Origin of the sequence: Paraburkholderia sp. PGU19, from assembly GCF_013426915.1 — a bacterium.
In the GTDB taxonomy this organism is placed as follows: Bacteria; Pseudomonadota; Gammaproteobacteria; order Burkholderiales; family Burkholderiaceae; genus Paraburkholderia.
Window position 1 is genome coordinate 2156311 of the sequence record NZ_AP023179.1, and the last position, 12613, is coordinate 2168923.

Here is a 12613-nt window from a genome sequence, read left to right on the forward strand (position 1 = left end):
CGAGATTATACAAACACGAGCCGTATTTGCAAAGCCCTTTATTCAAAGATTTCGCTGGGTTCGCGCAAATGCTGTCGCGCTTCGTCGAAAATCGCGAGATCGCGCGCCTGGAGCTTCTTGCTGTCCGACAGCACGCGCCGCCATCCGCGCGCACCCGCCACGCCGCGATACAGCCCCAGCGCATGACGCACGATCGCGCCGGGATACGTGCCGCGCGCGAGTTCGGCGCGGCAGTATTCGATCAGCTTCGCTTCCGCTTCTTCGCGGGTCGGCGCGGTGTCCGTCGAGCCGTAGAAACGCGCGTCGACATCGGCGAGCACGTACGGGTTGTGATACGCCTCACGGCCCAGCATCACACCGTCGACATGCTGCAAGTGTGCTTCGACTTCGTCGAGCGTCTTGATCCCGCCGTTGATGATGATCTCGAGCTGCGGAAAATCGCGCTTCAGCCGATACGCGTAGTCGTACTTGAGCGGCGGAATCTCGCGGTTCTCTTTCGGGCTGAGGCCTTTGAGGATCGCATTGCGCGCGTGCACGATGAAGACCTCGCAACCGGCCTCGGCAATCGTGCCCACGAAGTCGCGCACGAATGCGTAGTCTTCGACGTCATCGACGCCGATCCGGTGCTTCACCGTCACGGGCACCGACACCACATCGCGCATCGCCTTCACGCAATCGGCGACGAGTTGCGGTTCCTTCATCAGACACGCACCGAATGCGCCGCGCTGCACACGCTCCGACGGACAGCCGCAATTCAGATTGATCTCGTCGTAGCCCCACTGTTCACCGAGTTTCGCCGAGCGCGCCAGATCGTCCGGCTCGCTGCCGCCGAGTTGCAGCGCGACGGGTGCTTCGTCGGCGGTAAACGCGAGATGGCGGTCGACGTCGCCGTGAATCAGCGCGCCCGTCGTCACCATCTCCGTATACAACCAGGTGTGCCGCGACAGCGTGCGGTGAAACGAGCGACAGTGGCGATCAGTCCAGTCCATCATGGGCGCCACGGATACGCGGCGGGGACTGGAAACAGGCTTCGAAGACATGAGGCGGCGGACCAGAAAGAAAAACAGCGTGAATTCAGCTCGCGATTTTACCGCAAGCGCGCCCCGAACCCCTCGTTATGCACCGCAACAACCCCGGAAGCCCATGATTTACATAAGGTTTTTCAAGCCGTAACGCCCCGTTTACAGGGGCGCATACGCGGCAAAACCCCGCCCAGCGTGCCTCCCAGCATTGTTTCGAATCTCAGAATAGTAATTTCAAATTATCGGCACAAAAAACCGATAGTAGGGGTATACACTGGCTTCCATCGACGTTGCGAACAGACCGCTGCAAAGCAAAGACCGCAACGTCTTATCGAATCAAACATTACGGAGAGTTCACCATGAAGACCAAGCTTATCGCCGCAGTTCTGATCGCCGCTTCCGCTACCCTGGCTGCTCCCGCTTTCGCAAGCGGCTACGGTCCGGCTCCGCACTACAACCCGACGGTTGGCGCACCGGCATCGCAACAAGGCCAGAACACGGAAACGCTGGCAGCTGAAGCGCAACAAGCCAACGCAAACGCCTACGGCGGCGTGCAAAACGGTTCGTCGCAAGCTGGCAAGCATGAGCCCGTGACGGGCCCGGGTTCGGTGTTCTTCGGCCACTAAGCCGAAACAGGACCACAAGCACACAGCAGTTTCGTAGCAGGCAGTACCCAGCAGTATCGAGCAGCACTGGTAGCACGCAGTACTTGCAGTTGCAGTCGTCGTAGAAGTGGCAGCAGGTAATCTTGAAGTTGCAGTTCCAGATGTAGCAGTACCGCAATCAAAGCTTGACCGTAGTAAAGCAGTACCGTTGATGGCGAAGTAGCAGTATCTGGAAGTACCAGCAGTTGGAAGTTGCAGTTCCAGATGTAGCAGTACCGCAATCAAAGCTTGACCGTAGTAAAGCAGTACCGTTGATGGCGAAGTAGCAGTATCTGGAAGTACCAGCAGTTGGAAGTTGCCGTACCCTGGCAGTACCACGCAGTCTGTTGTTGCAATGTGTTGTTGCAGGTGTAGTTCAGCCGGATGTTCTTCTGAGAGCATCCGGCTTTATTTTTTGCGGCTTGTAAAACGGCTTGCCGAACGGCTATCCGCCCGCCGCCAGCAGTTCGACATCGATGGCCTCGCGCGCTGCCCGGAAGCCCGCTTCGGCCGCCGCGTGCTCGGTCGGCCAGAAGCCGTCGATGGGCACCAGCCGCCAGTCCAGCATCACCGCGTCGTCCTTCAGTATGCGGAAGTGCGCCTTGACGCCCGTCAGCACCTGCTCGACGCAGACCTCCATTTCGAATTCCTTGTAGCGCTCCTGGTAGTCGCCCATGTCGATGCCTTTCGGCTCCATCGCGCGTCCCTCCGTCTCAGGTTTGCTCGTCGGGGTCAGTAGCCGATCAGTCACAATCGCCGGACAGATACTTCCTGCCGTCGCAGGTGATTTCGACGCCCGCGCCCTTCCCCGATTTCGCCACCAGCCCCGCGCCCAGCAACTCTTTCTCGACAACGGGCTCGACGGGAGGCGCCGCCTGCCCGGTTCCGATGTCGTTCAGTTGCCGCAAGGTATCGATTGCACTCGCGCTCAAGGACTTCGTCATCGCAGCCTCCGTATTCGTTGGCGGCGCCGCCCGTATGGCAATGCGCCAGTCGATGCTCAGTTCATGCTAGCACTTCCAGCCGGAATTGCCGGGACGCAGTGCGCCCCTTCGCTCGCTATCCGACGCAGAAAAACGCGCGACCCGCAGGGCTGGCACGCGCCTGGCGACAACGAAAAAAACGCAGGGAGAACCCAATGATTGCGACGATGATGAAACTCAGACGTCACGCATGGGCGTCGATAGGAAGCGCCGCCGTGCTGGCGGCATCGGCGGGTGTCGCGCAGTTGGCGTGGGGCCAGACCGTCGCGCCGCAAACGGGCGGCACGCCGATGGTGAAACCGCCGCCCGCGGCGGCCTCGGGCGCGGCGAGCGCGACCAATCCCGACAACATGCCCGTCAAGAAGCCACGTCAGCCACCCAACGACGACATGTCGGTTCATCCGCCCGCCAGCGCAACGAACGCGAAATAGCGGCCAGCGTGTGAACCTGCGATGCAACGCGCGGCGACTTCGACAACCGCCGTGCGTCACAAGCAAAAGCCGCTACAACGCGCGTCACAGGCGCGCAATCGATACCTCCGTCGACTTGACGAGCGCGACCACTTCCGCGCCGACCTTCAGTTCGAGTTCGTCGATCGAGCGCGTCGTGATGACCGACGTGACGACGCCGAACGGCGTATCGACATCGACTTCGGACACGACGGGTCCGCGGATGATTTCCTTCACTTTGCCTTTGAACTGGTTGCGTACGTTGATCGCGGAAATGCTCATATCGGATAGCTCCGGTGGGTCGATGAAAAAGTATCCAGCCAGCGTTCAAACTGCCCAGCGGATATCGCGTGCATGCACCGTGCGGGCATCGTGAGGTGCGGGTTTGTCGGTTGCGCGTGTCTTCATCACACGCTGCAACACGCGTTCTTCGAGTTGCGCGAAGGCCGCCGTCGCCCGCTCGCGCGGCCGCGCAAGCGGCACGGGTTGATCGAGCGCGATCCTGCCCTCCTCGATCAGCAGAATGCGATCGGCGAGCGCGACGGCTTCCTGCACGTCGTGCGTGACGAGCAGCGCGGTGAAACGGTGCTCACGCCACAAGCGCTCGATCAGCGCGTGCATTTCGATGCGCGTCAACGCGTCGAGCGCGCCAAGTGGCTCGTCGAGCAACAGCAACTGCGGCCGATGCACGAGCGCACGCGCCAGCGCGACGCGCTGCCGCTGGCCGCCCGACAGCTGCGCGGGCCAGTCGTTCGCGCGCTCGAGCAGGCCGACTTCGTCGAGCACCGCGCGCGCTTTATCTCGCGATGAACGGCCGAGGCCGAGCATCACGTTCTGCAGCACCGTCTTCCACGGCAGCAGACGCGCGTCCTGGAACATGATCCTTGTGTCGAACGGCTGCGAGCCGTCGGCGTGTTTGTCGAGCGTGCCCGAGCTCGGCGCTTCGAGGCCCGCGATCAGCCGCAGCAACGTGGACTTCCCGCAGCCGCTGCGCCCGACGATCGACACGAAGCTGCCGCGCTCGATCGACAGATCGAAGTCCGTGAGCACCGCGCGCTCGCCGTAGCGCTTACCGACGCCGCGCAGCTCGACGGAGATATCCTGTTTCTCACGTGCGATCTCGCGCAGCGCGGGAGCTTGCGTCGACGCAAGCTCATGCGTGCCCTGCTGCCGGAGTTCGGCTTCGAGATCCGCGCCCGTGATCCCGCCCATCAATACGGACAATGTGATCGCACTCATGCTTTGGTTCCTCGTTGATACGCGGGATGCCAGCGCAGCGACACGCGTTCAAGCCCTTTCGCGAGCATGTCGGCGAGCTTGCCGAGCGCCGCATACAGCAGAATCCCGACCACTACCACATCCGTTTGCAGAAACTCGCGCGCGTTCATCGTCATATAGCCGATGCCCGATTGCGCGGAGATCGTTTCGGCGACGATCAGCGTGACCCACATCAGCCCGAACGCGAAACGCACGCCGACGAGAATCGACGGCAACGCACCCGGCAGGATCACGTCGCGATACAGCGCGAAACCCTTCACGCCGTAACTGCGGGCCATTTCGATCAGATTGGCGTCAACGGAACGGATGCCGTGATACGTGTTCACATAGATCGGAAAGAACACGCCCAACGACACCAGAAACACCTTCGCCTCTTCCTCGATACCGAACCAGAGGATCACGAGCGGGATCATCGCGAGCGCGGGAATGTTGCGGATCATCTGCACGGTCGTGTCGAGCGCGATATCGACGGGCCGGAACAGACCTGTCGCGAGCCCGAGCACGAAACCGATGCCACCGCCGATCGCGAAACCCGACACCGCGCGCCACGTGCTGACCTTCACGTCCGCCCACATTTCGCCCGATTCGATCAGCGACCACGCAGCCTTCACGACGGCGAGCGGCTCGGGCAGCACGCGCGTCGACAGCACGCCGCTGCGCGCGGCGATTTCCCACGCGAGCAGGATGACGAGCGGCACGATCCACGGCGCGGCCCTGAGCGCGAGCGGCCCGAGATTCAGGCGAGCGAGACTCACACTCGCAGCACGGTTGCCAGAAACAGTCGACATAAACCAGCACTCCTTTCATGAAGCGACGCGTCGTTGCGCATGGCCTCTGGACAACGAATCAGCTTTGCGACGCCTTCGGCGCATAGTTGTTGCCGACGATCTCGCCGAACGGCCCCGACAGCGGAAGGCTTCCGCTCACACTCGCCTGCTGCCGGCCCGGCAGCAACGGGAACACGAGTTCGGCAAAGCGGTACGATTCTTCAAGGTGCGGATAGCCCGACAGAATGAACGTCTCGATGCCGAGATCCGCGTATTCCTGCATGCGGGCCGCGACCTGCTCCGGACTGCCGACGAGCGCCGTGCCCGCGCCGCCGCGCACGAGGCCCACGCCTGCCCACAGGTTCGGATACACCTCAAGGTCCTGGCGCGAGCCGCGCTTGCCGCCGTGCAGCGCAGCCATGCGCCGCTGGCCTTCCGAATCCATCTTCGAGAACGACGCCTGCGCGCGTGCGACCGTTTCGTCGTCGAGCTTGCTGATGAGCTTGTCGGCGGCTGCCCACGCTTCGTCGTCCGTCTCGCGCACGATCACGTGCAGGCGAATGCCGAACCTGATCTTGCGGCAGTGCTGCGCGGCGCGCGCGCGGATGTCGGCGATCTTCTTCGCCACCGCTTCGGGCGGCTCGCCCCACGTCAGATACGTGTCGATGTGCTCGCCCGCCATCTCGTGCGCCGCCGGCGACGAGCCGCCGAACCACAGCGGCGGATGCGGGTCCTGCACGGGCGGATACAGCACCTTGCCGCCCTTCGACGTCAGATGCTTGCCAATGAAATCGAAGTTCTCGCCCTGATGCGCGCTGGTCAGCAGGCCGCGCCAGATGCGCAGGAATTCGTCGGTGATTTCGTAGCGCGTGTCGTGATCGACGAACAGCCCGTCGCCTTCGAGTTCGGCGGCATCGCCGCCCGTCACGACGTTGATCAGCAGACGTCCGCCCGACAGGCGGTCGAAGGTCGACGCCATGCGCGCCGACAATCCCGGCGACGAGATCCCCGGACGGATCGCGACGAGAAACTTCAGGCGCTTCGTGGCGGGAATCAGGCTCGACGCGACGACCCATGCGTCTTCGCACGAGCGGCCCGTCGGCAGCAGCACGCCCTCGTAGCCGAGCGTATCGGCTGCGACGGCGATCTGCCGGAAGTAGTCATAGTCGGCTGCACGTGCGCCTTGCGACGTGCCGAGATAGCGGCTGTCGCCGTGAGTCGGAATGAACCAGAACACATTCATCTGCAGTTCCTGCCTTGTTCGTCTGATGTCGTAGGGATGACGGGATGCGTTGCGTGCAGCCGCATGCGAAAGGCGTGACACGCCCTGCCACGCACGCGCAGCGCATCGAAAACGGATGATTGAAGAAGACCGCGTCAGCGGCGACAGCGAGGCGGCCTGCCCGGCAGGCCGGGATCGCGCGGCACGGACGGCGCAGCCGGGCAGGCGCGAATGGGCATCGGATGGGACATCGCGACGGTTTCTCTCAAGTGAATCGATGTGATCGGCCCACGCAGCACGCGGCATCCAATGTGCGCGATGCGTGTCGGGCAGCGGCTCGCCCCGCACATGCTTCTCGCACACGCTTCATGCGTGCTTCATACGTGCTGCGGCGCCTGCATGGGAAAACAGTCTATGGACCGCGTTCTTTCTTTTGAACGATTTTTTTGAGCTTAGGTTTTCCACTTTCGTGCTTTACCTGACGCTGCAGCATACGCAGCACACCCGCACTGTCCGCCAGCGCACCTGATCCGCGCCGCGCAACCCATATAATGGCGCTCGTTCCGATCAACCTGCGCGGGCGTTGCGCAAAGTCATTGACGCCCGGCGACCGTCGCTGTCAAGCATGCAAAAAATCATCCTGCCGTTCGTGTCCGGCTTTCTGGCGTCGCTGTTCTTTCATGAGTCGACGCTCGCGCTCCTGCACGCCGCCGGCCTTATCGACCCGACAGGGTTTTCGACTGCGCCGTTCGTGCCCGTCGGGCTGCCGGAATTCATCGCCAACGCGATCTGGAGTTCGGTGTGGGGCGTGCTGATGGCGTGGCTGTTGCGCGTATCGCCCGAGCGGCCGGCGCCATGGGTTCAGGCGTTCGTGTTCGGCGGCATCGTGCTGACGGCCGCGGGCGTGTTCGTGGTCGATCCCCTGCGCGGCATCTGGCCGACGGGCAACATGTTGCCGCGCCTGGCGCTCGGCTTCGCGTCGAATGCGATGTGGGGCTGGGGCGCGCTCGTTTTCATGCGCGCCTTCATGGCGAGCGAGGACTGAGGCCGCCCGCTCCTTTCTTCTGGTTTAGCCCTGCAGGTCGCGCAGCGGATGCTCGTTCGCGGGCCACGGGCTGTCGAACATCTTCTCGACATCCGCGCGCGTCACATCCTCGATACGCGCAAAGCGCCACTGCGGCTTGTTGTCTTTATCGATGATGCGGGCGCGGATGCCTTCCGGCGCATCGCCGCGTTCGAACGACGAGCGCGTCAGATCCAGATCCCGGCGCAGGCATTCGGCCATCGTGCCTTCGGCGCGCGTCACCACTTCCAGCGCAACGGCCATCGACAGCGGCGACCGCTCGCGCAGCACGGCGCCCGTGTGCTCGGCCCAATCGGCGTAGTTGCAATCGCCTTCGCGATCGAGCGACTGGATGATCTGCACGATGTCCGGCAGCGCGAAATGCCGGTCGATCGACGTGCGCGCGTCGGCGAGCGGCGACGTGTCGGGCGTCGGCACGATCTTGTGCGATTGCGCTTCAAGCAGCACGGCCGCGACGACGTCGGCGCCCTGCTCGAATGACTGCGTCTTCAGGCGGTCGATCAGCGAGGGAATCGCTTCATCGGGCAGCCAGGCGTCGGCGAGACCGGCGTAGAGCGCGTCGGCCGGGCCGATCGTCTCGCCCGTCACAGCAAGGTAGCGGCCGATCGCGCCCGGCGTGCGCGCGAGAAACCAGCCCGCGCCGACATCGGGAAACAGGCCGATGCGCGATTCCGGCATCGCCATGCGCGTCGTCGACGTCACGACACGCAAACCGCCCGTGCGATGCGCGCCCTGCGAAATGCCCATGCCGCCGCCCATCACGATGCCGTTCATGAACGCGATATACGGCTTCGTGTAGGTGAAGATGGCGTGATCGAGCCGGTATTCGTCGATGAAGAACGTGTCCACGGCATCGCCGTCGCCACGGCGGAATGATTCATACAGGTATCGGATATCGCCGCCCGCGCAGAACGCGCGCTCGCTCGTGCTGCGCACGACGACGGCCAGCACGTCGGGATCTTCGCGCCATTGGTCGAGTACCGCATGCATCGCGCGCATCATGTCCAGCGACAGCGCGTTGAGCGCCTTAGGCCGGTTCAGTTCGATGAAACCAATGCGATTGGCGACATAGGTATTCAGCTCGTCGGCGGTGCGGGGCGATTCGGGTATCGACATGGTGTGGACATGAAGCGGTTGAATGGGCATGCGACGCAAACGGTAGCACGCGTATCGGACTTCTTCAGTGAAACCGGCAGGCGGCGACGCGCCGGCCGGGCCTTATGCGGCTTTCGGTTTCAATGATGCGGAACGCCGCGCCTTTGACGGCTTGTCGGCGTGTTGCGTCTGAGCGGGCGTCGCGCCCTCGCCTGACGCTTCGTCCTTATTCGCCGCTGGATTCGCGTCGCCCGCGCCGAACCACGCGACGAGCGCTGCGTCCACCACGGCGTCGAGCGGCGCGCGCGGAAACACGGGGCACGTCAGATGCAATGCGACGATGCCGTGCATCGTCGCCCAGAACGCCTCGGCGCATACCTGGCTATCGGACGTGTCCGGCAGACGGCCTTCGGCCTTGAGCGCGTCGATCGACTCGAGCATCAGACGAAACGCCTTGTCGTCTGCGTGGTCCTCGTGAACACCGTCATTTTGGGTACCGTCGCCAACGAGCGCCGCGCCCGTGTACGACGGATCTTCCATGAAGATCAGCCGGTACGTTTCCGGATGCGCGACACCGAACGCGACATACGCGCGACCGATCGCCTTGAGCCGTTCAGCGGCATCGGCGATGGCTGTCAACGGCTCGAAACTGGCGAGCAGTTGCGCGTAGCCCTCCGCGCACAGCGCGCGTGCAATCGCATCGCGGCTTTCGAAGTGCAGATACAGCGTGGCCGGCGAGTACTCGATCGCATCGGCGATCTTGCGCATCGACAGCGCGCCAAATCCTTCACGCATGACGATGCGCCGCGCGGCGTCGAGGATGCGCGTGCGCAGTTCCTGTTTCTGACGAGTCTTTCTTTCGGCGATTCCCATGACGCCGATTTTCCGGTTGACAAACTGAAAAGTCAATTTAAACTGAACATCGTTAAGTGAACAGTGTTCAGTAAATTTCTTGCGCTCAGTTCCGACTGACAGAACGCGAGCGCCGTCGATGGGAGATGTCATGGAAAACGCAGCACAGATCGGGCTGTTCGGCGCGGCGGGTGCCGCCGGACGCAGCATCGCCCACGCGCTCAGCGTGGCGGGCCGGCGTTATCGGGTGATCGGACGCGGGCGGCAAGCGCTAGAGGCGTCGTTCGGTCACGATCCTCTCGCGGAAGTCGTCACGTGGAATCCGGACGATCCCGCCACGATCGGCGCCGCGGCAGCCGGCTTGCAGACGGCCGTGTATCTCGTCGGCGTGCCGTATCACCAGTTCGAACAGCATCCCGTTCTCATGCAAAAGACGCTCGACGGACTACGCGCGGCCGGTGTGCAGCGCCTGATCCTGATCGGCACCGTTTATCCGTATGGGCGCGCGCGCAGTACGCCCGTCACCGAGTCGCAGCCGCGCGAGCCGCATACGTTCAAAGGCAAGATGCGGCTCGCGCAGGAAAATCTCGTGATCGACGCACATGGCCACGATGGGCTCGAAACGCTCGTGCTGCGTTTGCCCGACTTCTACGGTCCGGGCGTCGAACGCAGCTTCCTGCATGGCGTATTCGAAGGCGCGGCGAAAGGCACACGGGCGCAGATGATCGGCCCGATCGACGTGCCGCATGAGTTCGTGTTCATGCCTGACGTGGGGCCTGTTATCGAACGCCTTTCGCGCACGCCTGAAGCATTCGGTCGCGTGCTGCATCTGGCGGGCGCCGGCACCATCACGCAGCGCGAAATCGCCGAACGCGCCTACGCGCTCGCGCAGCGAGAACCGAAGCTGATGGTGGCGAACAAGACGATGCTGCGCATCATGGGGCTCTTCAACCCGCTGCTGCGCGAAATGGTCGAAATGCATTACCTGCTGACGGACCCCGTCGTGCTCGACGACTCGGCGCTGACCAAACTGATTGGTCCGGTAGCGAAGACATCGTATGAAGCGGGCATCGCGCAGTCGCTGGCGGCTGCGCAGCGCGCGGTGCAAGAGGCCGCTCGCGCGCAGGCGGCATAACGCCGCCCTGCACAAGCTTCATGATGTGCGCGCTCAGGTACTCGCGAGATTGCCCGGCGGAAAGTGACCGCTCTTGAGCAGAACGGGCGTGCCATTGCTGATCAGCAGATGTTCGCGCGCGACGGCTTCGATACGCTCGCGGCCCGCGTCGAATGCGCGGCGCCAGGCGTCGGTGTCGTTCGCGTCGGCGCCGAAATGATCTTCGAGCGCTTCGACGGAAATCGCGCACGGCACCCGTTCACCGTCGACCAGCGCCGGAAACACCAGCGTCAGATTGAAGTCGCGGTAGGCGGGCGCGTCCGCGGGAAAACGAATCTCCATGGTGACCTCATCGGGAAAATCCGGCGTTCCAGGCGAGTGGCCGCACAGGTGCGCGAGAACCGGCATGCGGACGACTGGCCCAATCAGCGGGCTTAATGGTACTCGTAGCGGCATGCGACGGTCCAGCATCGGGTATGCCGCGTTTCGCCGGGCCCGCTTCAGCGGCGCGTCCGCCCCGTCGTATGCGTGTGCTCGACGGGCGCGCGTAAGGCCATGAATCACTCGCCGTCCAGCAGCCGGTCGACATACGCGCGGCCCGCCTTCTCGACGAAGACCAGCGCTTCGTCCTCCGACTCGAAGCGATGCTCGTCGCCGATTTCGATCAGCGTTTCGATCAGGTGCGGATCATCCGGCCCGCGCTCCGACAGACTGACCGCTCCGACATACAGCCCTTCGCGCTCGCCCGCGCGCCGCGCCTGCTCATGCGGCGGCACGAGCCGCGCCGATGCGCTGATGTAATAGCCCCGATAAGGGCCGCTCACGCGCTCTGCCATGTTCGCCTCTCGTTCGATGTTGCTGCAATGGAATCGACAGCACGCGGCACGCCACGTGCGATACACGGTAAGTCTGCCCGCCGCGCGATAAGTTCTGCGCGGCCCTCCCAACCCGCACGCACGGGCGCGCTGCCTGCAATTTCCGGACGAGAACCGACGATATGGGAAAATATTTGCTTCGAGAGCGCGAGATCGCCGAACCGGACGCGGCCAACGCGTGGTTCGCCTACGCGGAAAGTCACGGTATCGACATTCCGAGGGCGATCAGCATCTGGGAGGACGCGGCGACGGGCGCCGAAAGCCGGCGCCTCGTCGGGCAGGCGGACATTCGCATCGATCTGTCCGAAACGGGACACTTGAGCCTCCGGCCGCAAGCCTGAGGTCTCCGACCTCTCGTCGAGCCACCATGGCCCGCGTCATGTCCGCTATGCGGTACGCCAGCGATAGCGCGTCGCCCACATCAGGCGGACGACGCTGGCGGCTGCCGCTCGCCGCGCTCGCATCACAGCCTATTTCTGGAAGGAAACACAATGAAGTCGATCGAACGGCGCGCGCGCCACTCTCTTGTCTCCCACGCGATCCGTGCTGCGGCGCTGCCGCTTGCCGCACTCGCGATTGCGAGCCTTGGCGCCTGCGCGTCGTCGAACGAAACGAAGCTGATCAACCTGCCCAATGGCGAAACCGGCTTCGCGGTCAGCTGCAGCGGCGCGGATGCGAGTTCGAGCTGGGCATCGTGCTACGTGCTGGCGGGCAAGGCGTGCGGCGCGACGGGTTACGACATCGTTTCGAAAGACAACGACGATGGCGGCCTCGCAGGCGGCAGCATCACGAACGTCGTGTCGGCGAGCGTGAAGAACCGTTCGATGGTGGTTCGCTGCAAGTGATTCGCTGCGCGCAAACGCGCCGCGCGCCGCGCGCCGCGCGGCGTCAGTGCGCCTGCATCTTCGAAAACAGGTTCAGCACGACGACGCCCGCGACGATCAGGCTCAGGCCCGCGACGGCCGCAAGGTCCGGCACCTGTCGATACATCACGATCGCAACCAGCGTGATCAGCACGATCCCGACGCCGGACCAGATCGCATACACGATGCCGACGGGCAGGCTCTTCAGCGTCAGCGACAGGCAGTAAAACGAGATGCTGTAGCCGAGCAGCACGACGAGCGCGGGCACGAGCCGCGTGAAGCCTTCCGACGCGCGCAGCGCCGAGGTCGCGATCACCTCGGCGACGATGGCGATGCCGAGCAATGCAAAGGGCGGCACGCGCATA

General features: G+C 63.6%; 18 protein-coding genes. 6 read left to right on the forward strand and 12 right to left on the reverse strand.

The genetic code is table 11. The features are described 5' to 3' along the window. Positions 1-38 precede the first annotated feature (38 nt). Positions 39-1040, reverse strand: coding sequence for a tRNA dihydrouridine(20/20a) synthase DusA (gene dusA / locus H1204_RS09845; RefSeq protein WP_180728151.1), 1002 nt, complete (start codon positions 1038-1040; stop codon positions 39-41). Positions 1041-1381: 341 nt separating this feature from the next. Between dusA and H1204_RS09850 the strand changes: the two genes are divergently transcribed. After that, positions 1382-1648 carry a hypothetical protein gene (locus H1204_RS09850; protein WP_036004896.1) on the forward strand — a complete coding sequence of 89 codons (267 nt, stop codon included), beginning with the start codon at positions 1382-1384 and terminating at the stop codon, positions 1646-1648. A gap of 463 nt (positions 1649-2111) precedes the next feature. Here the strand turns inward: H1204_RS09850 and H1204_RS09855 are convergent, their stop codons facing one another. Both H1204_RS09855 and H1204_RS09860 read right to left on the reverse strand, forming a co-directional pair. Beyond that, positions 2112-2363, reverse strand: coding sequence for a hypothetical protein (locus tag H1204_RS09855; RefSeq protein ID WP_007588019.1), 252 nt, complete (start codon positions 2361-2363; stop codon positions 2112-2114). A gap of 46 nt (positions 2364-2409) precedes the next feature. Further along, positions 2410-2610: a hypothetical protein gene (locus H1204_RS09860; protein ID WP_180728152.1), complete on the reverse strand. Its 201-nt coding sequence runs from the start codon at positions 2608-2610 to the stop codon at positions 2410-2412. Between the two features lie 194 nt (positions 2611-2804). Here H1204_RS09860 and H1204_RS09865 point away from each other — a divergent pair, with 194 nt between their 5' ends. Next, the gene (locus H1204_RS09865) at positions 2805-3080 is read left to right on the forward strand and encodes a hypothetical protein (protein ID WP_180728153.1); all 276 of its coding nucleotides are present in this window, start codon (positions 2805-2807) and stop codon (positions 3078-3080) included. 84 nt (positions 3081-3164) lie between these two features. Here H1204_RS09865 and H1204_RS09870 read toward each other — a convergent pair whose 3' ends face one another. The 4 genes from H1204_RS09870 to ssuD are packed head-to-tail and all read right to left on the reverse strand — an operon-like array spanning position 3165 to position 6386. Then, the gene (locus H1204_RS09870) at positions 3165-3380 is read right to left on the reverse strand and encodes a molybdopterin-binding protein (protein ID WP_007588023.1); all 216 of its coding nucleotides are present in this window, start codon (positions 3378-3380) and stop codon (positions 3165-3167) included. Between the two features lie 45 nt (positions 3381-3425). Then, complete coding sequence (locus H1204_RS09875; protein ID WP_180728154.1) at positions 3426-4337, reverse strand: ATP-binding cassette domain-containing protein; 912 nt, start codon at positions 4335-4337, stop codon at positions 3426-3428. Beyond that, positions 4334-5164, reverse strand: coding sequence for an aliphatic sulfonate ABC transporter permease SsuC (gene ssuC, locus H1204_RS09880; RefSeq protein WP_180728155.1), 831 nt, complete (start codon positions 5162-5164; stop codon positions 4334-4336). Before ssuC ends, H1204_RS09875 begins: the two co-directional genes overlap by 4 nt. A gap of 58 nt (positions 5165-5222) precedes the next feature. Beyond that, positions 5223-6386, reverse strand: coding sequence for an FMNH2-dependent alkanesulfonate monooxygenase (gene ssuD / locus H1204_RS09885; RefSeq protein WP_180728156.1), 1164 nt, complete (start codon positions 6384-6386; stop codon positions 5223-5225). Positions 6387-6990: 604 nt separating this feature from the next. Between ssuD and H1204_RS09890 the strand changes: the two genes are divergently transcribed. Continuing rightward, positions 6991-7410, forward strand: coding sequence for a hypothetical protein (locus tag H1204_RS09890; RefSeq protein ID WP_007588029.1), 420 nt, complete (start codon positions 6991-6993; stop codon positions 7408-7410). 24 nt (positions 7411-7434) lie between these two features. Here H1204_RS09890 and H1204_RS09895 read toward each other — a convergent pair whose 3' ends face one another. Together H1204_RS09895 and H1204_RS09900 are read right to left on the reverse strand one after the other, a co-directional pair. Next, positions 7435-8565: an enoyl-CoA hydratase/isomerase family protein gene (locus H1204_RS09895; RefSeq protein ID WP_180728157.1), complete on the reverse strand. Its 1131-nt coding sequence runs from the start codon at positions 8563-8565 to the stop codon at positions 7435-7437. A 102-nt stretch (positions 8566-8667) separates the two neighbouring features. Further along, positions 8668-9417: a TetR/AcrR family transcriptional regulator gene (locus H1204_RS09900; RefSeq protein WP_180728158.1), complete on the reverse strand. Its 750-nt coding sequence runs from the start codon at positions 9415-9417 to the stop codon at positions 8668-8670. Positions 9418-9547: 130 nt separating this feature from the next. Here H1204_RS09900 and H1204_RS09905 point away from each other — a divergent pair, with 130 nt between their 5' ends. Then, positions 9548-10531: an NAD-dependent epimerase/dehydratase family protein gene (locus H1204_RS09905; protein ID WP_180728159.1), complete on the forward strand. Its 984-nt coding sequence runs from the start codon at positions 9548-9550 to the stop codon at positions 10529-10531. Between the two features lie 33 nt (positions 10532-10564). Here the strand turns inward: H1204_RS09905 and H1204_RS09910 are convergent, their stop codons facing one another. Both H1204_RS09910 and H1204_RS09915 read right to left on the reverse strand, forming a co-directional pair. Continuing rightward, entirely contained in the window at positions 10565-10852 is a 288-nt protein-coding gene (locus H1204_RS09910) for a DUF1488 domain-containing protein (protein ID WP_007588040.1), read from the reverse strand. A gap of 218 nt (positions 10853-11070) precedes the next feature. Beyond that, positions 11071-11346, reverse strand: coding sequence for a hypothetical protein (locus tag H1204_RS09915; protein ID WP_180728160.1), 276 nt, complete (start codon positions 11344-11346; stop codon positions 11071-11073). A 161-nt stretch (positions 11347-11507) separates the two neighbouring features. Between H1204_RS09915 and H1204_RS09920 the strand changes: the two genes are divergently transcribed. Together H1204_RS09920 and H1204_RS09925 are read left to right on the forward strand one after the other, a co-directional pair. Further along, positions 11508-11726 carry a hypothetical protein gene (locus tag H1204_RS09920; protein WP_180728161.1) on the forward strand — a complete coding sequence of 73 codons (219 nt, stop codon included), beginning with the start codon at positions 11508-11510 and terminating at the stop codon, positions 11724-11726. A gap of 150 nt (positions 11727-11876) precedes the next feature. Further along, the gene (locus H1204_RS09925; protein ID WP_180728162.1) at positions 11877-12230 is read left to right on the forward strand and encodes a hypothetical protein; all 354 of its coding nucleotides are present in this window, start codon (positions 11877-11879) and stop codon (positions 12228-12230) included. Positions 12231-12273: 43 nt separating this feature from the next. On the opposite strand, the gene H1204_RS09930 is transcribed toward H1204_RS09925, so the two are convergent. Continuing rightward, on the reverse strand, positions 12274-12612 hold the full coding sequence (locus H1204_RS09930; RefSeq protein ID WP_180728163.1) for a multidrug efflux SMR transporter: 339 nt from the start codon (positions 12610-12612) through the stop codon (positions 12274-12276). Position 12613: the final 1 nt, after the last annotated feature.